Origin of the sequence: Methylobacterium mesophilicum, assembly GCF_022179445.1 — a bacterium.
Taxonomy (GTDB): Bacteria; Pseudomonadota; Alphaproteobacteria; order Rhizobiales; family Beijerinckiaceae; genus Methylobacterium; species Methylobacterium mesophilicum.
This window is the reverse complement of sequence record NZ_BPQU01000001.1, coordinates 271,155-293,734: the sequence shown is the minus strand read 5'-3', so window position 1 is coordinate 293,734 and position 22,580 is coordinate 271,155. Positions and strand designations below refer to the sequence as shown.

Below are 22,580 nucleotides of genomic sequence, written 5' to 3'. Positions count from 1 at the left end.
CCCCAATCCCTACTCCGCTGCCACCGGCATCCGCGCCATCTCCATCTCGCGCAGCGCGCGGCGGTATTCCACCGGCATCACCTTGACGAACTTGGTGCGGAAGCTCGCCCAATCGTCGAGAATCTGCTTGGCCCGCGGGCTGCCCGTATATTTGAGATGGTTGGTGATGAGCTGGCTGAGGCGCTCCTCGTCGTGGCCGGACATGTCGGCCAGGATGTCGACGCGCCCCTTGGTCTCGAGATCGCCGTCCTGGTGGAAGCGGCGCATCAGGTCATCTTCCTCCTCGACGGGCTCGAGATCGACCATCGACAGGTTGCAGCGGGCCGAGAACGAGCCGTCCTCGTCCAGCACGTAGGCGATGCCGCCCGACATGCCGGCCGCGAAGTTGCGCCCGGTCTCGCCGATCGAGACCACGACTCCGCCGGTCATGTACTCGCAGCCATGGTCGCCCATGCCTTCGACCACCGTGATCGCGCCGGAATTGCGGACCGCGAAGCGCTCGCCCGCGGAGCCGCGGATGTAGCACTCGCCGGCGATCGCCCCGTACAGCACGGTGTTGCCGACCATGATGGTCCGGTCGGGCGGCGACCGCAGCGCGTCGCTCGGCCGGATGATCAGCTTGCCGCCCGAGAGGCCCTTGCCGACATAATCGTTGCCGTGGCCGGTCAGCTCGATGGTGACGCCGGCCGCGACCCAGGCGCCGAAGCTCTGGCCCGCGGTGCCCGCCAGCTTCACCACGATGGTGTCGTCCGGCAAGCCCTCGTGACCGTGCGCCTTGGCGACCATGCCGGACAGCATCGCGCCCGCGGCCCGGTCCGAGTTCCGGATCACGTCGGTGACGACCACCGGCTCGCCGGTCTCGACGGCGTGCCGGGCAGCCTCGATCAGGCGCCGGTCGAGGACCGTGTCGATTGGGTGGTGCTGCTTCTCCACGTGCCGGATGGCGATGCCCTCCGCCACCTTGGGGCGATGGAACAGCTTGGTGAAATCGAGCCCGCGCGCCTTCCAGTGGGCGATGGCCTCGACCTTGTCGAGCACGTCGGAACGCCCGACCAGCTCTTCCAACTTGGTGAAGCCGAGGGAGGCCAGGATCTCCCGCACCTCCTCGGCCACGAAGAAGAAGTAGTTCACCACGTGCTCGGGCGTGCCCTTGAAGCGCTTGCGCAGCACCGGATCCTGCGTGGCGACACCCACCGGGCAGGTGTTGAGGTGGCACTTGCGCATCATGATGCAGCCAGCCGCGATCAGGGGCGCGGTCGAGAAGCCCATCTGGTCGGCGCCGAGCAGGGCCGCGATGACCACGTCGCGACCGGTGCGGATGCCACCGTCGGCCTGGAGGGCGACGCGGCCGCGCAGGCCGTTGAGCACCAGCGTCTGCTGGGTCTCGGCGAGACCGGTCTCCCACGGTCCGCCCGCGTGCTTGAGCGAGGTCAGCGGCGCTGCGCCGGTGCCGCCGTCATAGCCCGAGATGGTGATGTGGTCGGCCCGCGCCTTGGCGACGCCGGCCGCCACGGTGCCGACGCCGACCTCGGATACGAGCTTCACCGACACGTCCGCCGACGGGTTCACGTTCTTCAGGTCGAAGATCAGCTGGGCCAGATCCTCGATCGAGTAGATGTCGTGGTGCGGCGGCGGCGAGATCAGGCCGACGCCCGGGGTGGCGTAGCGGACCTTGGCGATCTTGGCGTCGACCTTGTGGCCGGGCAGCTGGCCGCCCTCGCCGGGCTTGGCACCCTGCGCGACCTTGATCTGCATCATGTCGGCATTCACGAGGTATTCCGTCGTGACGCCGAACCGGCCCGAGGCGACCTGCTTGATCGCCGACCGGCGCGAGCGCCCGTCCGGCAGCGGCTTGAACCGCTCGACCTCTTCGCCGCCCTCGCCCGAGTTCGAACGACCGCCGAAGGAATTCAGCGCGATGGCGAGCGTCTCATGCGCTTCCTTCGAGATGGACCCGTACGACATCGCCCCGGTGGCGAAGCGCTTGACGATCTCGGAGGCCGGCTCGACCGAATCAACCGGCACCGGCTGGCGGCCGAGTTCGGTTGCGCTCCGGAGGCGGAACAGACCGCGCAGGGTCTTGAGCTGGTTCTCCTGCCGATTCACCAGCGCGGCGTATTCGCGGTAGCGCTCGGGCACGTTGAGGCGCACCGCGTGCTGGAGCGTCGCGATCGTGTCGGGCGTCCAGGTGTGAGCCTCGCCGCGCAGCCGGTAGGCGTACTCGCCGCCGACATCGAGGGCGTCGCGGTAGATCGGGGCGTCGCCGAAGGCGTCGCGGTGACGGCTGACGGTCTCCTCTGCGACCTCGGCCATGCCGACGCCCTCGATGGTCGTGGCCGTGCCGAAGAAGTCGCGGCTGACGAAGGTCGAGTTCAAGCCGATCGCATCGAAGATCTGCGCGCCGCAATAGGACTGGTAGGTCGAGATGCCCATCTTGGACATCACCTTGAGCAGGCCCTTATCGATCGCCTTGATGTAGCGGTAGATGATCTCGTCGTCGGTGAGGTCCGGCGGGAACTCGTCTTTCATCGCCAGCAGCGTTTCGAAGGCGAGATAGGGATTGATCGCCTCCGCGCCATAGCCGGCCAGGCACGCGAAGTGGTGCACCTCGCGCGGCTCGCCCGATTCGACCACGAGGCCGACCGAGGTGCGCAGCCCCTTGCGGATCAGGTAGTTGTGCACCGACGCGGTCGCCAGCAGGGCCGGGATCGGGACCCGGTCCGGACCCACCGCACGGTCGGTCAGCACGATGATGTTGTAGCCGCCGCGCACCGCCGCCTCGGCCCGGTCGCAGAGGCGGTCGAGCGCCCCGTCCATGGCCTGCGCGCCCATCTCGGCCGGGTAGGTCATGTCCAGGGTCTTGGTGTCGAACCGGTCCTCGAAATGGCCGATCGAGCGGATCTTCTCCAGGTCGCCGTTGGTGAGGATCGGCTGGCGGACCTCCAGGCGCTTGCGCCGGGATGCGCCCTCCATGTCGAGCAGGTTCGGCCGCGGCCCGATGAACGAGACGAGGCTCATCACCGCCTCCTCTCGGATCGGGTCGATCGGCGGGTTGGTGACCTGCGCGAAATTCTGCTTGAAGTAGGTATAGAGCAGCTTCGATTTCTCGGAGAGCGCCGAGAGCGGCGTGTCCGTCCCCATCGAGCCGACCGCCTCCTGGCCGGTGACGGCCATGGGCTGCATCAGCAGCTTGAGGTCTTCCTGGGTGTAGCCGAAGGCCTGCTGGCGATCGAGCAGGCTCACGTCGGAGCGCGTCTCCCGCGCCACGACGGGCTTGAGGTCTTCCAGCACGATCTGGGTGTTCTTGACCCAGTCGGCGTAGGGATGCGCGGCGGCAAGCTCGCCCTTGATCTCCTCGTCGGAGACGATCCGGCCCTTTGCCAAGTCGATCAGCAGCATCCGGCCGGGCTGCAGGCGCCAGGACTGGACGATCTTCTCGTCGGGGATCGGCAGCGTGCCCATCTCCGAGGCGAGCACGACCAGCCCGTCATCGGTGACGATGTAGCGGGCCGGGCGCAGGCCGTTGCGGTCGAGGGTGGCGCCGATCTGGCGGCCATCCGTGAAGGCCACGGCCGCGGGGCCGTCCCACGGCTCCATCAGGGCGGCGTGGTACTCGTAGAAGGCGCGCCGCTCCTCGCTCATCAACGGGTTGCCGGCCCAGGCCTCCGGGATCAGCATCATCATGGCGTGGGCGAGCGGGTAGCCGCCCTGCACGAGGAACTCGAGGGCGTTGTCGAAGCACGCGGTATCGGACTGGCCCTCATAGGAGATCGGCCAGAGCTTCGAGATGTCGTTGCCGAACAGGTCCGAATCGACGCTCGCCTGCCGGGCCGCCATCCAGTTGACGTTGCCGCGCAGCGTGTTGATCTCGCCGTTATGGGCGACCATCCGGTAGGGGTGCGACAGGCGCCAGGTCGGGAAGGTATTGGTGGCAAAGCGCTGGTGGACCAGGGCGATCGCCGAAACGAAGCGCTCGTCCTTCAGGTCGAGGAAGTAGTCGCCGATCTGGGTGACCAGAACCATGCCCTTGTAGACGATGGTCCGGGTCGAGACGGAGACCGGGTAGAACTCCTTCACCCGCGGGTCGTCGAGGGCGTAGACCTTGTTGGAGATCACCTTGCGGGCGACGAAGACCCGCCGCTCGAACGTGTCCTGGTCCGAGACGGAGCCCGGCCGGCCGATGAACACCTGGCGGTGATGCGGCTCGGTGGCCTTCACGGCGACGCCCAGATCCTCGGGATCGACCGGCACATCGCGCCAGCCGAGGAGCGGCAGGCCCTCGTCGGCCAGGGCCGCCTCGATGATTCCCTCGATGATCGCCCGGGGCTCCTCGGCCTTGGGCAGGAAGAACTGGCCGATGGCGTACTGCCCGGCGGGCGGCAGCTCGAAGCCGAGGCGCGAGCACTCGTCCGCGAAGAAGCCGTGTGGGATCTGCGTGAGGATACCGCAGCCGTCGCCCATCTTGGGGTCGGCACCCACCGCACCGCGATGGTCGAGATTCTCGAGGATCTTCAGGCCTTGCTGAACGATGGCGTGGGTCCGGCGATCGTGCATGTCGGCGATGAAGCCGACGCCGCAGGCATCACGCTCGTTGGCCGGATCGTAGGCGCCCTGGGCTTTGGGCAGAGCGGGATCACGCACCGTGAGCGGCACCGCGCCGCCGCGCGGGGCGGAAGCCTGGAACTCGGAAGCAGCAAACTCTTCGGCGGGTCCGCGCTGTGCCATGCTTCGTCTCGTCCTTCCCTCGATCCCCTCCGCCGCCAGTGGACCCGCGAGCATGTTTCATGCCCGCGAGCCGCAGCCGTGCGGCGTCCCGACCCGATGCCGCAGGCGATCCGGTCGGTCCCCGCGAGGACGTGCCCGTCGACCTTCGTTCATCGAAAACCCGGACCGCTCCAGGAGCGGCGTGCTGGCGCGCTCGAGACCGCCGGCCGAATTCCCCGCTGGCGCGCGGGACGGCGACGGCCGGCATGCGCGGCCAATGGGACAGTTCTGCTGTCCTAAGTCGCGAAATTGGCAGATTGAAACCGTTTCAGCAAGGGATCGCGCGTGCATGCGGGCGCGGCATCCGCGACTGCGCTTAAACCGCCGTTCATCAATCGCTTCCGCAATCTCGCCCGAATCACGCGGTCTACGAGCAGTGCCGAGCACAAGCGGCATGCGGGGCAACGACCTCGCCGGCATGGTCGAGGTCTGGGCAAACCGGCCCGGACCATGCCGGAACCGGATACTCTGCCGGGTCTCCAGGACGGGAACGCATCAGAGTGATGATCGAGAACGGAACGGCTCGCCGCGCAGCGCGGCGGGTTCTCAGCGCAGCCCTTCTGTCCGGCGGAATGATGCTGGGCCTCTCTCAGGGCGCCCGCGCGCAATTCGCCTTCGAGGACGAGATCCTGCCGCCGCGGGTGATCGCATGGCGCCTGGCCGATCGCGGCTTCAGCGGCGTGAGCCGTCCGCGATTCGACGGGCGCGTCTACGTCGTCGACGCCGTGAGCCCGACGGGTGTCCCGATGCGTCTTTTCGTTGATCCGGCCGCGGGCGCGATCGTCGGACGCCAGCGTATCGGCGCGCCCGAGAGCTATGCCCGGTTGGAGCGGCCGGGCGCCGGCTTCGGATGGACCGAGGAGGATGCTGCACCGCAGCGTCTCCTGAGGCCGGGGATGCCGGATGGCGTCCCGGCTCCGGCTGCGCGTCCGGCGCGCCGCGCGAGCCCCGAGGCTCTGCGTCCCGATCTCAATCCCGATGGCCTGAACCCGGATGGCCGGGCGCGGCCCGAGGCGCCCCGCAAGGTCGCCCGCGCCCCGGCGCCGGGGCGCCAGCCGGAGTTGAAGCCGGCGCTTCGCAACGTTCCGGAGGCGCCTGCCCCGAAGGCCGCCCCCGCGGAGGCATCCAGGGCGGATCCTGTGCCTGAGACGAAGTCCGCGGCCATCGAGAAGGCGCCTTCGGTCAGTCCGGTCCAGGCGGCACCCGCGAAGCCCGCAGCGGGCACGGTCGCCGAGGCGGCCAAGCCCCCGGCATCCGATTGGAAGGATCCGCCGCCGGACAAGAAACCGGTGCGAATCATCGGCGGTGCCACGATCGTCCCCGGCGCCTCCGAGAAAGAGCCCGGCGGCGCCCAGTAGCGCTGGCTATTCTGTCGCGCTCAGCCGCTGCGCGCCGGTAAAGACGGTCAGCGTGTCCGAACGGGCGATGGCGCAGAGCGTGATCCCGTGCGCCCGGGCGCGTTCCAGCGCCAGCGACGTCGGCGCCGAGATCGCCACGATCACGGCGGCGCCGAGACGCGCGGCCTTCTCGACCATCTCGAACGAACACCGACTGGTGATCACCAGGAAACCGTCGGACGGATCGGTGCCGGCCCGCATGGCCGCGCCGATCAGCTTGTCCAGGGCGTTATGGCGGCCGACATCCTCCCGGACGGACGCCAGGGTGCCGTCGAGCCGAGCCCATGCTGCCGCGTGCACGGCGCGGGTCTCGGCACCCAGCACCTGCGCGGCGTCGAGCCCGGCCAGCGCCCGGGCGATCGCCGGGAGCGAGACCTGGACGTCGGGAGCGCCCCGCATGTCGGCGCGCGGCAGCTCCGCCAGATCCTCGATGCCGCAGACACCACAGCCAGTCCGCCCGCTGATGGCGCGCTTACGCGCAAGGTGCTCCCGCAGGCGACCGGGGGCCAGCTCGACGTGGAGACGCAGCCCGTCCGGGCCGACCTCCACCCGCGTGGCACGAATCTCGTCGGCGGATTCGATGATCCCTTCCGTCAGGCTGAAGCCGTAGGCGAAATCCTCCAGGTCGGCCGGCGTCGCCATCATGACGGCATGCGGCACGCTGCCGTAGACCAGGTTGACCGGCGTCTCGACGGCGAGCACCCGCGTCCCCGCCCGAGGCGCGCCATCGGCATAGGCCACGACTTGCATCGGAGCCGGGACCGTGCTGGCCGGAAACTCCGCTGAGACATCCCGTTGTGCCGTCAACATCCATTGCTCCGAAAGACCGCTCCGGTGCCGCGATCGCGCCGGATACGCAGCGGCGATAGCGAATCGGCGGCGGCGAAAGACCGGTGTCGCGTGCCCGGGAAACCGCCCGAATCAGTCGGAAACCACCCTCTGCGACGCTTGTGCGGTTGCACCTGGAACGTCCTTGTGGTCTGAAGCCGCGATCGGATACATGCCGGGTAACACAACTGGCAGTCCGTCACGTCGGCACCATCCCGCGCTCATTCAAGACGGGAAAGTCCGACGGGAAATCAAATCGCAGGGGAGCAACGAGAGGCAGATGCGGACGGTGCGGACGATCACCCGATCACCCTTGAGCCTCGCCGCCCTCGGCGCCCTGCTCGCCTCGACATCCGGGGCGCTCGCCGCCGGATTCGGTCAGCCGGTGCCGTGGGAGATGAGCCGGCAGATCCCGGTCACCGAGAACGCGCGCGACATCCTCAGCTTCGAGATCGGCCTGCACTGGCTCTCGCTGGTGATCTCGGTCTTCGTGCTGGGACTGATCCTCTGGTGCGTCTTCCGCTTCAACGAGAAGACCAACCCGACCCCCTCGCGCACCACCCACAACACCGCGATCGAGATTGCCTGGACCATCGTTCCGGTGCTGATCCTGGTCGCCGTGGCGATCCCGTCGTTCCGCCTGCTGCGGACGCAGCTGGCGGATCCGAAGGCCGACATGATCGTCAAGGTCATCGGTCATGCCTGGTACTGGTCCTACGAGTACCCGCAGACCGAGACCGGCGGCGGTTTCACGTTCGATGCCAACATCGACGAGGACAAGCAGCCCCGCCTGCTCCAGACCGACAACGAGATGGTCGTGCCGCTGGGCAAGATCGTGAAGATCCAGGTCACGGCGGCGGACGTGCTGCATTCCTGGGCGATGCCGGCCTTCGGTTTCAAGATCGACGCCGTGCCGGGCCGCCTGAACCAGATGTGGTTCCGGGCCGACAAGGAAGGCACCTTCCACGGCCAGTGCTCGGAGCTGTGCGGCCAGCGTCACGCCTACATGCCGATCGTCGTCCGCGTCGTCAGCGAGCAGGCCTATGCCGACTGGCTGAAGGAAGCGAAGACCAAGTACGCGCGCATCGACAACGGAACGAGCTTCGCCGAAGCCCGCTGAAGTCCGGTTGACCGAATAGAACCCGTCAGATCCACAAGGCACCCGAATCCATGGCTACAGCCGCAGCCCATGCCGAGGCCCACGAGGTCCACGACCATAAACCGTCGTTTTTCGCCCGCTGGTTCCTGTCGACGAACCACAAGGACATCGGCACCCTCTACCTGCTCTTCGCCTTCTGCGCCGGCATGATCGGCGCCTTCCTCTCCTTCGGTATCCGAATGGAGATGGAGCAGCCGGGGCTGCAGTTCTTCTCCAACCCGGCGACGTACAACGTGTTCGTCACCGGTCACGGCCTCATCATGGTGTTCTTCATGGTGATGCCGGCGCTGATCGGCGGCTTCGGCAACTGGTTCGTGCCCCTCATGATCGGCGCGCCCGACATGGCGTTCCCGCGCATGAACAACATCTCGTTCTGGCTGACGGTGGCGGGCTTCTGCTCCCTGCTGTGCTCGCTGTTCGTTGAGGGCGCCCCCGGGGCGTCCGGCGCCGGCACCGGTTGGACCGTCTATCCGCCGCTCTCCACCGCCGGCCATCCCGGCCCGGCCGTCGACTTCGCGATCTTCGCCCTGCACCTCTCCGGCACCGGCTCGATCCTGGGGGCGATCAATTTCATCACCACCATCCTGAACATGCGCGCCCCCGGCATGACGCTGCACAAGATGCCGCTGTTCGCCTGGGCTGAGCTGGTCACCGCCTTCCTGCTGCTGCTGTCGCTGCCGGTGCTCGCGGGCGCCGTCACGATGTTGCTGACCGACCGCAACTTCGGGACGACCTTCTTCGATCCGGCCGGCGGCGGCGACCCGATCCTGTACCAGCACCTGTTCTGGTTCTTCGGTCACCCCGAAGTCTACATCATGATCCTGCCGGCCTTCGGCATCGTCTCGCACATCATCGCCACGTTCTCGCGCAAGCCGGTCTTCGGCTACCTCGCGATGGCCTACGCCATGGTCGCGATCGGCGTCGTCGGCTTCGTCGTGTGGGCCCACCACATGTACACGGTCGGCCTGTCGCTGCAGACGCAGTCCTACTTCGTGTTCGCCACGATGGTGATCGCGGTGCCTACGGGCGTGAAGATCTTCTCCTGGATCGCCACCATGTGGGGCGGCTCCATCCGCTTCACCGCCGCCATGCACTGGGCCGTGGGCTTCATCTTCCTGTTCACCGTCGGCGGCGTCACCGGCGTCGTACTCGCCAACTCTGCAGTCGATAAGTACCTGCACGACACCTACTACGTCGTCGCCCACTTCCACTACGTGCTGTCGCTCGGCGCGGTGTTCATCATCTTCGCCGGTGTCTACTACTGGTTCCCGAAGATGACCGGCCACATCATCCCTGAATGGGCTGGCAAGCTGCACTTCTGGCTGGCCTTCATCGGCGCGAACGTCCTGTTCTTCCCGATGCACTTCCTCGGCCTCGCCGGCATGCCGCGGCGTTACGCCGACTACCCGGATGCCTTCGCGGGCTGGCACAAGGTCTCCACCTACGGCGGCCACATCTTCGGCCTCAGCATGTTCGTCTTCGTGATCGGCGTCGTGCTGGCCTTCCGCTCGAAGGAGCGGGCCGCCGACAACCCGTGGGGCGAAGGTGCCACCACCCTCGAGTGGACGCTCCCCTCCCCGCCGCCGTTCCACCAGTTCGAGACGCTGCCGCGCATCGTCGACGAGCCGGGCGCGCACTGACCAATATCCGCGAGGGCCGCAACCGCGGCCCTCGCCCTTCCCCGGAAGCCGCGACGGCGACTTCCCGGCAAGGGCGACCAAGACGGGTGATCCGCACAAGCCGAGTGTGCCGCTCGCGCTGACCCTTGGAACTAATCGATTTCGAAACACGACTCGGCCGTGACGCGCGTGGCCGGGCGCCGACACAACAGCGGCAGACGCGATGACGAGCCTGACGAACACGATCGGACCGGACGCACCGGCCCCGGCCTTCACGGCGGTCGGCGGCGACGTGCCGGACTATTTCGCGCTGCTCAAGCCGCGGGTGATGGCCCTCGTCATCTTCACCGCGCTGGTCGGCATGGTCGTCTCCCAGGGCCACGTTCCGCCGGCCATCGGCGTGATCTCGCTCCTGGCCATCGCGGTCGGGGCCGGGGCGTCTGGCTGCCTCAACATGTGGTGGGATGCCGACATCGACGCCGTCATGACCCGTACCGCACAGCGCCCGATCCCGGCGGGGCGGATCTCGTCCGAGGAAGCCCTCGGCTTCGGGTTGTTCCTGTCGGTGGCGTCGGTGCTGGTGCTGGGCCTCGCGGCGAACTGGCTCGCCGCCGGCCTGCTGGCCTTCACCATCGTGTTCTACGCGGTGATCTACTCGATGTGGCTGAAGCGGGCGACCGCGCAGAACATCGTCATCGGGGGCGCCGCGGGCGCCCTGCCGCCGGTGATCGGCCAGGCCGTCGTCTCCGGCTCGGTCGGGATCGAGTCGCTGGTCCTGTTCGCGATCATCTTCATCTGGACGCCGCCGCATTTCTGGGCGCTGGCGCTGATCAAGGCTGAGGAATACGCCCGCGCCGGCATCCCGATGATGCCCAACGTCGCCGGCCCGGCCTCCACCCGCCGGCAGATTGTCTGGTACTCGGTGTTCCTGGCCCCGCTCGGCCTCGTGCCCGTGGCGCTCGGCTTCGGCGGCCTGCTCTACGCGGTGATCGCCGTGATCGGCGGCGTCGGCATGCTGGCGTTCAGCGTTCGCGTCCTGAGAAACCGCACCGGCGACGCCGAGAAGCGGGCTGCGATGGGCATGTTCGGCTTCTCGATCCTGTACCTGTTCGCGCTGTTCTCCGCGCTGCTCGCCGAACAGAGCTTCGGCCTGTTCCTGCCGGTGACGGTCTGATCGCCATGGCGGATCCGGAAGTCCCCTATCGCCAGCTCACGCCCGCCGAGGAGGCGCGCCGCCGGAAGCGTTCCGTGGCCATCGCGTTGGCCCTGGGTGCCTGGGTCCTGCTGTTCTTCGTGCTGACGATCGTCAAGCTCGGCCCGCAAATCCTCAGCCGTCCGCTCTGAGGGGCACGATGACAAAACCCCATTCCGATCCGATCCGCGGGGCCAAGCGCACGGCGATCGCGTGCGCCGGCCTGGCGGTCGGCATGGTCGGCCTCGCCTTCGCGTCGGTGCCGCTCTACGACGCCTTCTGCAAGGCGACCGGCTACGACGGCACGCCGCGCCAGGGCCCGGCCCTCGCGTCTGCGGCGCGCACCGACGACAGCATGGTGGTGCACTTCGATACCAACGTCGCGCCGGGCCTGCCGTGGAAGTTCGCCCCAGAAGCCAACACCGTCGAGGCGAAGCTGGGCGAGACCAAGACGGTGTTCTTCCGGGTGCAGAACACCGGAGCCAAGCCATCGACCGGCGTCGCGACCTTCAACGTCCAGCCCGGCCTGATGGGCAGCTACTTCGTCAAGATCGCCTGTTTCTGCTTCAACGAGCAGACTTTGCAGCCGGGCGAGACGCTGGACGTGCCGGTGGTGTTCTACGTCGACCCGGCGGTGCGGGAGGATTCGAACACCGCGCATCTCTCCGAGATGACCCTGTCCTACACGTATTTCGCCTCCAAGAACGGCCAGCCGGTGACGGCTTCGGTCGCGACCACGGGGGCTTCGGGCACGAAACGCGATTTCTGATCGCGAACGCGTGACAACAGAGGTCGGCACCGACTAAGTGTGCGGACAAGCTTGGGGGTCCTGTATGCGGCGCCCAGCCAAAGAGCGATTGGCCGGATGCCGGGAACGGCGCGGGGCGTCAGGGTGAGGAGCGACGGGACGATGGCCGAGGCGCACGCCAAGAATCACGATTTTCATATTCTAAGCCCGAGTCCATGGCCGCTGATCGGCGCCTTCTCGGGCTTCCTGATGGCATTCGGCGCCGTGTTCTGGATGAAGAGCCTCCAGATCGGCACCCTCACCCCGGGGCCGTACATCTTCGGGGCCGGCACCTTCGGCGTGCTCTACACCATGTTCGCCTGGTGGAAGGACGTGGTGCACGAGGCCAATTCCGGCGATCACACCCGCGTGGTCCAGCTCCACCACCGTTACGGCATGATGATGTTCATCGCCTCCGAGGTGATGTTCTTCGTCGCGTGGTTCTGGGCCTACTTCGAGGCGGCCCTCTACACCGCCGACCCGATCCAGGCCTCCCGGGTCGAGTTCACGGGTGGCGTCTGGCCGCCGAAGGGCATCGAGGCGTTCGATCCGTGGCACCTGCCGCTGCTGAACACCCTGATCCTGCTGACCTCGGGCACGACCGTCACCTGGGCCCACCATGCCCTCCTGCATGGAGACCGTAAGGGTCTCAAGTACGGCCTGTGGCTGACGATCGTCCTGGGCGTCCTGTTCACGGCCTGCCAGGCCTACGAGTACAGCCACGCCGAGTTCGGCTTCTCGGGCAGCATCTACTCGTCGACGTTCTACATGGCGACCGGCTTCCACGGCTTCCACGTCATCATCGGCACGATCTTCCTGGCCGTATGCCTGTACCGGACGTACGCGGGCCAGTTCACGCCGCGCCAGCACCTCGGCTTCGAGTTCGCCGCCTGGTACTGGCACTTCGTCGATGTCGTGTGGCTGTTCCTGTTCGCCGCGATCTACGTTTGGGGCTCGGGCATCTTCCACGGCGCCGCGCACTGAGAGCAGCTACCCCGTCACCGCATGGCGGGTCTGTGAAAGGGCGGCTCAGGCCGCCCTTTTTCGTGTGCGACTCGGCGTGATCCCCATATCGAGGGAATGGTTGCGAGGCGGCGCGCATGCGGCCGCCCGGGCCGGTCTGGAGTGATCACGTGGACCAACGAACCTATCCGCAGCCGCCACCGGTCCCCACGGGCCTCCGCGGCCGGTGCCCCCGCTGCGGCGAAGGCCACCTGTTCAAGGGTTACCTGACCCTGCGGCCCTCCTGCGAATCCTGCGGGCTCGACTACACGGGCTTCGATTCGGCCGACGGGCCGGCCTTCTTCGTGATGTCGATCGTCGGCCTTCTGGTGGTCGGCCTGGCCCTGTGGATGGAGATCACCTACGAGCCGCCGATCTGGGTCCACGCGCTGGTGGCCGGCAGCCTGTCGATCGGTCTCAGCCTGATCCTGGTCCGGCCGCTCAAGGGCATGCTGATCGCCCTCCAGTACAGCAACAAGGCCGAGCAAGGACGCTTCGAGCAGTGAGCCGCACCGTCCCGCGTTCGGCCGCCTGGCGCGACCTCGTCGCGCCCGGTCTCGCCTCCCTGATCGCGCTGGCGATCCTGCTGGGTCTCGGGATCTGGCAGATCGAGCGCAAGACCTGGAAGGAAGAGCTGATCGCCCGCATCGTCCGGCAGACGAAAGCGGAACCGGTGGCGCCCCCGGCACCCGACGCCTGGGATCCCGGCCGGGACGAGTTCCGCCACGTGCGGGTCTCCGGCCGGTTCGCCAACGATCGCGAGGCGCTCGTCCACGGACTTGCGGCCGGCGAGACGCCGGGCCGGGCGCTCCAGGGTTATTACGTGATCACGCCGTTCCAGCGGGCGGAAGGCGGTGTCGTCCTGATCAACCGCGGCTTCGTGCCCACGGAGTTGAAGGCCCAGGCCGACCGGCGGGACGGCCTGATCGAGGGTCCGATCACCGTGACCGGGATCCTCCGGGCCAGCGAGGCGCGCGGGATGTTCGTGCCGGAAGCGGACCCGGCGCGGGGCGAATGGTTCACCCGCGACGTCGCCGGCATCGCTGCCGCGCGCGGCGTCGCCGACCCGGCGCCCTACCTGATCGAGGCTGACGCGGTGCCGGGCCAGACCACGTGGCCACGGGGCGGCCAGCTGAAGGTCGATCTGCCGAACAACCACCTGCAATACGCCTTCACGTGGTTCGCGCTGGCGCTCTGCCTGATCGGTGTGTTCGGCGTGTTCGCCTATCGTCGCCTGCACGATTCGGACGTCGCCAGCACGGCGTGAGAATAATCCCGCCGCCTGACAAATTCGGCGCAGAAGAATGCCGCGTGACGAGGGTCTAAAACGGCATCGCGTTCCTTTGACCCGGCCGCTTCAGGGCGGAATACTTTGCGTGTTCCTTAACGGTCGCGCAATCCTGCATCTTGTATTCAGTTTGTCGCGACCCTTCGAAGACGCCGCGGGGCAACGTCCCCGCGCGACAGAGGTAGCGCGCCATGACCGACCGTTTCAAAGACACGCCGCCTGATCCGATCCGCTTCGCCTATTGGGTGCCCAACGTCTCGGGCGGGCTGGTGATCAGCAAGATCCCGCAGCGCACGAGCTGGGACGCCGACTACAACCGACGCTTGGCGCAGATCGCGGAGGAAGCCGGCTTCGATTACGCCCTGACCCAGATCCGCTTCACGGCGGGCTACGGAGCCGAGTATCAGCACGAATCGGTGGCGTTCAGCCACGCCCTGCTGGCCGCCACCTCGAAGATCAAGGTCATCGCCGCGCTGCTGCCCGGCCCGTGGCATCCGACGCTCGCGGCCAAGCAGATCGCCACCATCTCGCAGCTCAGCGGCGGCCGGATCGCCGTCAACATCGTGTCGGGCTGGTTCTCGGGCGAGTTCCGCGCGATCGGCGAGCCCTGGCTCGACCACGACGAGCGCTACCGGCGTTCGGAAGAGTTCATCCGCAGCCTCCGGGGGATCTGGACCCAGGACAACTTCACCTTCCGGGGAGATTTCTACCGCTACACGGACTACACGCTGAAGCCGAAGCCGGCCGACCCGCTGCCTGAGATCTTCCAGGGCGGTTCGTCCCGGGCGGCGCGCGACATGGCGGCCCGCGTCTCGGACTGGTACTTCACCAACGGCAACACGCCCGAGAACATCCGCGCTCAGGTCGACGATGTCCGCGCGAAGGCAGCCCAGAGCGGCAACAACCCGCGCATCGGCGTGAACGCCTTCGTGATCGCCCGCGATACCGAAGAGGAGGCCCGCGCCGTCCTCCAGGAGATCATCGACCAGGCCGATCCGGACGCCGTGAAGGCGTTCGGCCACGAGGTGAAGAATGCCGGCAAGGCCTCGCCCGAGGGCGAAGGCAACTGGGCCAAGTCGGATTTCAACGACCTCGTCCAGTACAACGACGGCTTCAAGACCAACCTGATCGGCACACCGGACCAGATCGCCGAGCGGATCCTGGCGTTGAAGGATGCAGGCGCCGACCTGGCCCTGCTGGCCTTCCTGCATTTCCAGGAGGAGGTCGCGTATTTCGGCGCGCATGTGATTCCCAGGGTCCGCGCGCTCGAAGCTGCCCGCGAGACGCGCGCCGAGGCGGCCTGATGGCCGTCCGCCCGAGAGATCCCCGTCCCGTTCGGAGTGAGCCATCATGAACATCGCCGTCGATGCGCGCGCGCTCGAAACCCAGCCGCGCCAGGGCGTCCCGGGGCCGGCCAAGCCGCCCTCCCCCGCCCATGTGATCCGTGACGACGCGGAGGCGCTGGCGGTCGCCCGGAACCTCGCCGCGGAGTTCCGACGCGGCGCCTCCGAACGCGACCGGAACCACACGCGGCCCCTGGCGGAGCTCGATGCCTTCTCCCAAAGCGGGTTGTGGTCGATCAACGTCCCGAGGGCCTACGGCGGCCCGGAGGTGTCCTACAAGACCCTGGCGCAGGTCGTCGCGATCATTTCGGCGGCCGATCCGGCGATCGGCCAGATCTCGCAGAACCACCTCGGTATCGTGGCGTCGATCCGCACAGTCTCGGACGAGGCGCAGAAGCGGCTGCTGTTCGGGGAAGTCCTGCGCGGCACCCGGTTCGGCAACGCGTTCTCCGAACGTGGGACCAAGCGGGCCGCGGATTTCGAGACGCGGTTCACCGATCACGGCGACCACGTGATCGTGCGCGGCCAGAAGTTCTACGCGACCGGGGCATTGCTCGCGCACCTGGTGCCGATCGTCGCCCTCGATGCCGAGGGGCGGGCCTGGTACGCCATCGCCGAGCGGAACGCGCCGGGACTGACGGTGATCGACGACTGGTCCAGCTTCGGCCAGCGCGGCACGGCGAGCGGCACGGTGCTCATCGAGAACGTCCGGGTTGAGAAGACCCACCTGGTCCCGGCCTGGAAGGGCTACGAGGCGCCCCGGGCGGACGGCGCCATTTTCCAGATCATCCAGGCGGCGGTCGATGCCGGCATCGGCCGCGAGGCCCTGGACGACACGATCGCGTTCGTGCGCGAGAAGGCGCGCCCCTGGATCGACAGCGGGCAGGAGCGGGCCGCCGACGACCCCTACACGATCCAGGCGGTCGGCGACCTCACGATCCGCCAGCACGCGGCCGAAGCCCTGCTCGACCGGGCCGGACTGGCCCTCGACGCCGCGGTCGCACAGCCGGACGCGGAGCGCGTCGCCGCCGCCCAGCTCGCCGTGGCGGAGGCGAAGGTGCTCACCACCGAGGTCGCGCTGGCCGCCTCCAACAAGCTCTTCGAGCTCTCCGGCACCCGCTCGACGCTGGCAGCGGAGAATCTCGACCGCCACTGGCGCAATGCCCGGACCCATACCCTGCACGATCCGGTGCGCTGGAAGGTCGCGATCATCGGCAATCACGCCTTGAACGGTGTCGCGCCGCCCTTCCACGCCTGGAGCTGACGCAGGTTCCGGCGGCCGGGCTGCCGGACCGGATGAAGCGTCGTCCCCGGGTGATACCGCGGGCGACGTTTCTGGCCGCGCTCGATGCCCTGGCGTTGGGCTGGGGTGCTCCTAGAGAACCGGAAGGCCCCGGGCCTTGGCTTCCTCACCCGGCTCAACGTGGATGGTCACGACCGCCCCCGGAATCGTAGTTTCCAAGGCGCTCTCCAGCCGGTCGCAGATGGCGTGCGAGGCTTCGACCGTCATGCTGCCCGGAACCACGAGGTGGAAGTCGATGAAGGTCGCCTGTCCGGCCGACCGGGTGCGGACGTCGTGGGCTTCGAGGGCGCCCTCCCCATGCAGCGAGATCAGCGAGCGGATCTCGCAGACCATGTCGGGCGAGGCGGCCCGATCCATCAGGCCGTCGACCGATTCGCGCACCATCCGGAAGCCGGACCACAGGATGTTGAGTGCCACGAGTCCGGCCACCGCCGGGTCGAGGGCCGGGTAGCCGGTCACCCAGACCGCAGCGACGCCCGCGAGTACGCCGCAGGAGGTCACCACATCGGCGAAGACGTGGCGTGCATCCGCGATCAGCGCCGGCGAGCGCCAGGCGCGGCCCCAGCGCATCAGCGCCCAGGCCCAGGCGGCATTGATGGCGCCCGCCCCGAGATTGATCGCGAGGCCCACGGCCGGCGCGTCCAGGGGTTTCGGGGCGAGCAGGCCGAAATACGCCTCCCGCAGGATCAGGACGGCGGCCACCACGATGAGCGCGCCCTCGATCACCGCGGAGAAGAACTCCGCCTTGTGGTGGCCGTAGGGATGCTCGGCGTCGGCCGGACGCGCGGCGACCCGCAGGGCTACGAAGGCGCCGATCGCTGCCACCACATTGATGATGCTCTCGAGCGCGTCGGAGTACAGCGCCAGGCTGCCGGTAAGCCAGGCTGCGTAGAACTTCAGCCCAGTTACCACGAGGCCGATGCCTGCGCTGAGAAGGGCTGCTTTCTGGGTCCGGTCCATGGGATGCGCCGATCACGAGTCGACGTGCCCATACGGGATGCAGCTTGCCTCAGGCCACGGCAAAGCTTCGACGCTGCCGAAAGAGTCTTAGCTGCGGCTATGCCTCGGGCGGTTCGGGAGCTGGGCTGCGGGCCGCCTCGCGCTGGCGGCTCCGCTCGGCCTTGGCCCGTGCCTCCGTCGCCTTGCGCAGCAGACGCCGCCGCTGCCACGCGAAGCGTGCGGAGGCGGCCATGGTGTCGAGACGCGCGGCTTCGCGGTCCCAGTACCCGACGAGTTGGCCGTCGAGGGTTACGCGGGCGGGACGGCTGATCCGGACCATGACGTTCAGTCCCGCGGCGCTGGCGGCTCGCCGGTCTCGGCCACGATCAGCGCGTCGGCGTCGCCGTGGAAGCTCCCAGTCCCGGAATTCGGCACCGGGACGGTCGGGCTTCCGAAGGGCTCGCTCGGATAGGCCTCCTCGAACTTCGACCGCGCCTGATCGGGATCGTCGGCCTTGAGCACGATCTGTTCGGTGCCGGGCAGCGGCCAACGCGGGTCGGCGGCATCACGGGGGCGCACGGCGTACCAGGGCATCGTTCGAGCGTCTCCGTCTACGGTGAGGCGTGAACCGGCGGCGCGGCGAACCGGTTCCGAGGTTGAAACGGCGCCCGGTTCGGTGCAGGCAGCCGGCGATGCGCGTGGACCTGTTCGATTTCGACCTGCCGGAGAGCAGCATCGCCCTGCGCCCGGCCGAGCCGCGCGACGGCGGGCGGCTCTTGGTCGTGCACCCCGGCGAGGATTTGGCGGACCGCACGGTGCGCGACCTGCCGGCGGCGCTGCGCTCCGGCGATGCCCTGGTCTTCAACGACACGCGGGTCATCCCGGCGCGGCTCAACGGCGTGCGCACGCGCCCGGGGGCGCCCGGCCAGCGCACGGAGGTGATGCTGCATCTTCGGGAGGCGCCCGCGCGCTGGCGCGCCTTCGCCCGCCCGGCCAAGCGATTGACCCCCGGGGACGCGATCCAGTTCGGCGCGCTCCAGGCCATCGTCGCCGGGAAGGCAGAGGGCGGCGAGATCGTGCTGGATTTCGACCGCGGCGGCGCCGAACTCGACGCGGCGATCGCCCAGGAAGGGGCGCTACCCCTGCCGCCATACATCGCCGGCAAGCGTCCCACCGACGCCCGCGACGCCACCGACTACCAGACCGTCTACGCGCGCCATCCCGGTGCCGTGGCGGCGCCCACGGCCGGGCTGCACTTCTCCGACGCGCTGCTGGCGGACCTCGATGCGGCCGGCCTGCGGCGGCACCACGTCACCCTGCATGTCGGCGCCGGGACGTTCCTGCCGGTCAAGGCGGACGACACCGACGGCCACCGGATGCATGCCGAGATCGGCATCCTCGACGCCGACACGGCCGGCGCCCTCAACGCCGTCCGGGCCGCGGGCTGCCGGATCGTCGCGGTGGGCACGACGGCGCTGCGCCTCCTCGAGAGCGCCGCGAGCCCCGACGGCACGCTCTCGGCCTTCTCGGGGCCGACCGACATCTTCATCACGCCGGGCTACCGCTTCCGAGCGGTCGACGCCCTGGTGACGAACTTCCACCTGCCGCGCTCGACCCTGTTCATGCTGGTCTCGGCGTTTTCCGGCCTCGACACGATGCGGGCGGCCTACGCGCACGCGATCCGGAGCGGCTACCGCTTCTACTCCTACGGCGACGCCAGCCTGCTGTTCCCGGGCCCGCGCGCGGACATCTCATGACCGTTCCTGCCATGACCGAGCCGGCGCCCTTCGGCTTCACCCTGCACGGGCAGGACGGCACCGCCCGGACCGGCGAAATCGCGACGCCGCGCGGAAACATTCGCACCCCGGCCTTCATGCCGGTGGGCACCGCCGCGACCGTGAAGGCGATGTATCCGGGGCAGGTGCGGGAACTGGGTGCCGACGTGGTCCTGGGTAACACCTATCACCTGATGCTCCGTCCCGGCCCGGAGCGGATGGCGCGGCTCGGCGGCCTGCACAAATTCATGAACTGGGACCGGCCGATCCTGACCGATTCCGGCGGCTTCCAGGTGATGTCGCTCTCGGCCCTGCGGAAGATCGACGAGCAGGGGGTGACCTTCCGCTCGCATATCGACGGCACCGCGCACCACATGAGCCCGGAACGCTCCATCGAGATCCAGGGCCTGCTCGGCTCCGACATCCAGATGCAGCTCGACGAGTGCGTGCGCCTGCCGGCGGAGCACGCGGCGATCGAGAAGGCCATGCACCTCTCGCTGCGCTGGGCCGAGCGCTGCCGGGTGGCGTTCGGCGAGCAGCCCGGCAAGGCGATGTTCGGCATCGTGCAGGGCGGCGACGTCCCGGCGCTCCGCGTCGAGAGCGCCCGCGCCCTCACCGACCTCGACCTGAAGGGCTACGCGGTCGGCGGCCTCGCGGTGGGCGAGCCGCAGGCGGTGATGTTCGCCATGATCGAGACCGTGGAGCCGCACCTGCCGGAAGGGAAGCCACGCTACCTGATGGGCGTGGGCACGCCGGACGACATCCTCGGGGCGGTGGCCCGGGGCATCGACATGTTCGATTGCGTGATGCCGACCCGCGCCGGCCGGCACGGCCTGGCCTATACCCGCAACGGCCGGGTCAACCTGCGCAACGCCCGCCACGCCGAGGATACGGCACCGCTGGACGAGACCTCGACCTGCCCGGCGGCGCGCGACTATTCCCGTGCCTATCTCCACCATCTCGTCCGGTCGAACGAGATCCTGGGGATGATGCTGCTCACTTGGAACAACCTCGCCTACTACCAGGACCTGATGGCGGGCGCTCGGGCTGCGATCCGCGAGGGGCGGTTCACCGATTACTGCGCCGCCACCCGTGAGGGCTGGGCACGGGCCGAACGCGCCGCCGCCGGATGAGGATCCGCCTCACGGATGCGCCAGAATGCGGTAGGTGCCGTCCGGGTCGTCGGCCCCGAAGCGGACGGCGGCCTTCAGGCCCGCTACGATCCGCGCCGCCACCGGCAGGCGGTAGTGCAGCGCATCCCAGTAATTGTCGTCCCGCGTGGTGATCGACGAGGGACGCCGGAAATCCACCACCACGGCGCCGTGCCGGGCACCGATCTCCGCGACGCGCGCCTTGCAGGCCGCCTCCCGGCGACCGGCCGGCGTACCGGGCGCCCCCTGCGCGACCGCGTGGACCGGCATGAAGGCGACGACCTTCGTCGCGGCGTCGGGCAACTGCCCGAGCAGCGCATCGAGCCGCGCCAGGGCCGGCATCGGCGCATCCGGCGGATCTGCCGGCGTCGCAGGATCGCGCGCGCCGGCGCGGATATGGGTGCGGGCGCGCTCGGGATCGTAGAGCGCCTCGGGCGGCGTGAAGACCGCATAGCCGTCGGCCTTCAGCCGCGGCTGCACGAGGCCGAGGCGCGCCAATCCGGTCTGCGCAGCGATCGTAAGTGAGCGGAGGCTGACCTGCCGCAGCACGCCCCAGGGTGTGCCGGCCTCGTAGAGCCAGTCCGGAAAGGCGTTGGCGCTGCGGGCCGGCGGATCGGCCGCGCACCAGGTCGCGTCGAGCCCGAACAGGATCGCCTTTACCGGCCGGTTGGCCACGAACAGCGCGGCTAGCCGCATCTGCTCATCCGGCGTCGCGGCGTTGACCGCAAGGTTGGCGAAGCGCGCCGCGAAGGCCGCGTCGAGAGCGCCCGGGTCCAGCAGCCGCGCTGTCGAGGTGCCGAACACCGCGGCGTCGAAGGCGCCCCCGCGGGCGATCTGTGGATAGGACAGCCGCTGGTTCGTATCCATGATCGGACCCGGCGGATGGCCGGGGGCCGCCCGCAGGCCGTAGGGGTCCAGGGCCGCGATGCCGCCAACCACGCAGAGCCCGACGAGCGCAGCGCCGATCAGGAATACTCGCGACCAGGATGCCCACGCGGACGACGCGGCGGCAACGGGGATGGGACCGGCTGATGTTTCCGAGGCCATAGGCAGGGCGCATACCCGCTTCGGACCGAGCCGTCGCGCAGATTAGCGGTCCGTACCGCGTGCGGGATCGCAGAAACCGAGCCGCGATGGCGGATGGCAGCACCCGGCCTGCAGGTGCCTGACCGAAGCCGCCGGATCCTATCAGAAGAAAGCGGGAAGACCGTCAGCCCCAAGAAGGAGCTTGGTCGGAGTGGCAGGATTTGAACCTGCGACCCCCACGTCCCGAACGGGGGCGCGGACCGCAGGCGCTCCCTCTGTAGAGCCCATTTCCGTAGGGGGCCATCCCCTTTCTCGTTCACCGCAGTTCGCCCCGAAACGCCGCGATTGATGACCAATGTTTGGTCGATGTTTGGTCGGGACCCCTTATGTTCCGGCCCCCGTGTCCCGTTCCAGGCCACGCGGGATTGACCGGCCGGTAACCCGATCCTTCTAGATACGGGGGATGCCCTGGCGCTCACGCACGATCCATCCCATGCATCCGCCGGTCGGCCTCGACGGTTGCACCCACCGAACGCCCATCCACGTCCGGACGCGCCGGTTCACGGACGCTTCGCGCCTGTCGTCTTCGCTCATGTGGAGAGACGCGCCGCTGACAGCCCGGGCGAGGACCTATCTCATCCACCGCGGGTTCGTGGCCTGGGACGTCGTGAGGTTCGACGAGTACGCGGCGTGCGGCCTCGTCATCACGTTCGACGTCGTGCGGGCGGACTATTGGGGCAGCGACCTCATCGTTTCTGCCTCGCCCCGGCGCGTGATCATGTACCGCGAAGCCCGGGAGTTGGTGATCACGACAGGCTCGGTCCGGGCCTGCCGCGAGGGGAGCGGGTTCGCGTTCCTGGCGGACGAACTCCTGCCGCCGGTAGCCCCCCGGACCAAGGCCCGGCGAGTAACCCGCGCGGAACGGGCCGAGGACATGGAGTTCATCGCCGACATGGACCTGTATGCCTGAATGCTGCAGACGGTGACGGCCCCGTCCGGACGGCACA

20 protein-coding genes are annotated in these 22,580 nt (G+C 68.6%); 14 read left to right on the top strand and 6 right to left on the bottom strand.

The features are described from left to right. Nucleotides 1–9 precede the first annotated feature (9 nt). Entirely contained in the window at nt 10–4,725 is a 4,716-nt protein-coding gene (gene gltB / locus MFF40_RS01485; protein ID WP_147853830.1) for a glutamate synthase large subunit, read from the bottom strand. A 614-nt stretch (nt 4,726–5,339) separates the two neighbouring features. Between gltB and MFF40_RS01480 the strand changes: the two genes are divergently transcribed. Continuing rightward, the gene (locus MFF40_RS01480) at nt 5,340–6,122 is read left to right on the top strand and encodes a hypothetical protein (protein ID WP_238259484.1); all 783 of its coding nucleotides are present in this window, start codon (nt 5,340–5,342) and stop codon (nt 6,120–6,122) included. Nucleotides 6,123–6,128: 6 nt separating this feature from the next. Here MFF40_RS01480 and fdhD read toward each other — a convergent pair whose 3' ends face one another. Next, the gene (gene fdhD / locus MFF40_RS01475) at nt 6,129–6,911 is read right to left on the bottom strand and encodes a formate dehydrogenase accessory sulfurtransferase FdhD (RefSeq protein WP_238259483.1); all 783 of its coding nucleotides are present in this window, start codon (nt 6,909–6,911) and stop codon (nt 6,129–6,131) included. A gap of 358 nt (nt 6,912–7,269) precedes the next feature. On the opposite strand from fdhD, the gene coxB reads away from it, so the two are divergent. The 10 genes from coxB to MFF40_RS01425 all read left to right on the top strand — a co-directional run bounded on the left by coxB (nt 7,270) and on the right by MFF40_RS01425 (nt 16,643). Then, nucleotides 7,270–8,109, top strand: coding sequence for a cytochrome c oxidase subunit II (coxB, locus tag MFF40_RS01470; RefSeq protein ID WP_147853692.1), 840 nt, complete (start codon nt 7,270–7,272; stop codon nt 8,107–8,109). Nucleotides 8,110–8,159: 50 nt separating this feature from the next. Beyond that, nucleotides 8,160–9,788, top strand: coding sequence for a cytochrome c oxidase subunit I (gene ctaD / locus MFF40_RS01465; RefSeq protein ID WP_147853691.1), 1,629 nt, complete (start codon nt 8,160–8,162; stop codon nt 9,786–9,788). A gap of 202 nt (nt 9,789–9,990) precedes the next feature. After that, complete coding sequence (locus MFF40_RS01460; RefSeq protein WP_238259482.1) at nt 9,991–10,941, top strand: heme o synthase; 951 nt, start codon at nt 9,991–9,993, stop codon at nt 10,939–10,941. Nucleotides 10,942–10,946: 5 nt separating this feature from the next. Continuing rightward, entirely contained in the window at nt 10,947–11,111 is a 165-nt protein-coding gene (locus tag MFF40_RS01455; RefSeq protein ID WP_187277643.1) for a cytochrome c oxidase system small membrane protein, read from the top strand. An 8-nt stretch (nt 11,112–11,119) separates the two neighbouring features. After that, complete coding sequence (locus tag MFF40_RS01450; protein ID WP_147853689.1) at nt 11,120–11,728, top strand: cytochrome c oxidase assembly protein; 609 nt, start codon at nt 11,120–11,122, stop codon at nt 11,726–11,728. A gap of 141 nt (nt 11,729–11,869) precedes the next feature. Beyond that, nucleotides 11,870–12,730: a cytochrome c oxidase subunit 3 gene (locus MFF40_RS01445; RefSeq protein WP_147853688.1), complete on the top strand. Its 861-nt coding sequence runs from the start codon at nt 11,870–11,872 to the stop codon at nt 12,728–12,730. Between the two features lie 149 nt (nt 12,731–12,879). Continuing rightward, a complete protein-coding gene (locus MFF40_RS01440) occupies nt 12,880–13,254 on the top strand; it encodes a DUF983 domain-containing protein (protein WP_147853687.1) in 375 nt (124 codons plus the stop codon). Then, entirely contained in the window at nt 13,251–14,015 is a 765-nt protein-coding gene (locus tag MFF40_RS01435) for an SURF1 family protein (RefSeq protein ID WP_147853686.1), read from the top strand. The genes MFF40_RS01440 and MFF40_RS01435 overlap by 4 nt, the downstream gene beginning before the upstream one ends. Before the next feature lie 212 nt (nt 14,016–14,227). Further along, nucleotides 14,228–15,340, top strand: coding sequence for a dimethylsulfone monooxygenase SfnG (gene sfnG, locus MFF40_RS01430; protein WP_147853685.1), 1,113 nt, complete (start codon nt 14,228–14,230; stop codon nt 15,338–15,340). Between the two features lie 46 nt (nt 15,341–15,386). Next, nucleotides 15,387–16,643, top strand: a complete 1,257-nt coding sequence (locus MFF40_RS01425; RefSeq protein ID WP_147853684.1) for an SfnB family sulfur acquisition oxidoreductase — start codon at nt 15,387–15,389, stop codon at nt 16,641–16,643. 111 nt (nt 16,644–16,754) lie between these two features. On the opposite strand, the gene MFF40_RS01420 is transcribed toward MFF40_RS01425, so the two are convergent. From MFF40_RS01420 to MFF40_RS01410, 3 genes are all read right to left on the bottom strand, one after another. Beyond that, complete coding sequence (locus MFF40_RS01420; RefSeq protein ID WP_147853683.1) at nt 16,755–17,642, bottom strand: cation diffusion facilitator family transporter; 888 nt, start codon at nt 17,640–17,642, stop codon at nt 16,755–16,757. Between the two features lie 97 nt (nt 17,643–17,739). Continuing rightward, the gene (locus MFF40_RS01415; protein WP_147853682.1) at nt 17,740–17,961 is read right to left on the bottom strand and encodes a hypothetical protein; all 222 of its coding nucleotides are present in this window, start codon (nt 17,959–17,961) and stop codon (nt 17,740–17,742) included. Nucleotides 17,962–17,966: 5 nt separating this feature from the next. Further along, nucleotides 17,967–18,215, bottom strand: a complete 249-nt coding sequence (locus MFF40_RS01410) for a hypothetical protein (RefSeq protein ID WP_147853681.1) — start codon at nt 18,213–18,215, stop codon at nt 17,967–17,969. A 98-nt stretch (nt 18,216–18,313) separates the two neighbouring features. Here MFF40_RS01410 and queA point away from each other — a divergent pair, with 98 nt between their 5' ends. Then, the gene (gene queA, locus MFF40_RS01405; protein ID WP_147853680.1) at nt 18,314–19,378 is read left to right on the top strand and encodes a tRNA preQ1(34) S-adenosylmethionine ribosyltransferase-isomerase QueA; all 1,065 of its coding nucleotides are present in this window, start codon (nt 18,314–18,316) and stop codon (nt 19,376–19,378) included. 11 nt (nt 19,379–19,389) lie between these two features. Next, complete coding sequence (gene tgt, locus MFF40_RS01400) at nt 19,390–20,529, top strand: tRNA guanosine(34) transglycosylase Tgt (protein ID WP_378997431.1); 1,140 nt, start codon at nt 19,390–19,392, stop codon at nt 20,527–20,529. 9 nt (nt 20,530–20,538) lie between these two features. On the opposite strand, the gene MFF40_RS01395 is transcribed toward tgt, so the two are convergent. Beyond that, nucleotides 20,539–21,594: a hypothetical protein gene (locus MFF40_RS01395; protein WP_238259481.1), complete on the bottom strand. Its 1,056-nt coding sequence runs from the start codon at nt 21,592–21,594 to the stop codon at nt 20,539–20,541. 646 nt (nt 21,595–22,240) lie between these two features. On the opposite strand from MFF40_RS01395, the gene MFF40_RS01390 reads away from it, so the two are divergent. Further along, complete coding sequence (locus MFF40_RS01390; protein WP_238259480.1) at nt 22,241–22,543, top strand: hypothetical protein; 303 nt, start codon at nt 22,241–22,243, stop codon at nt 22,541–22,543. Nucleotides 22,544–22,580: the final 37 nt, after the last annotated feature.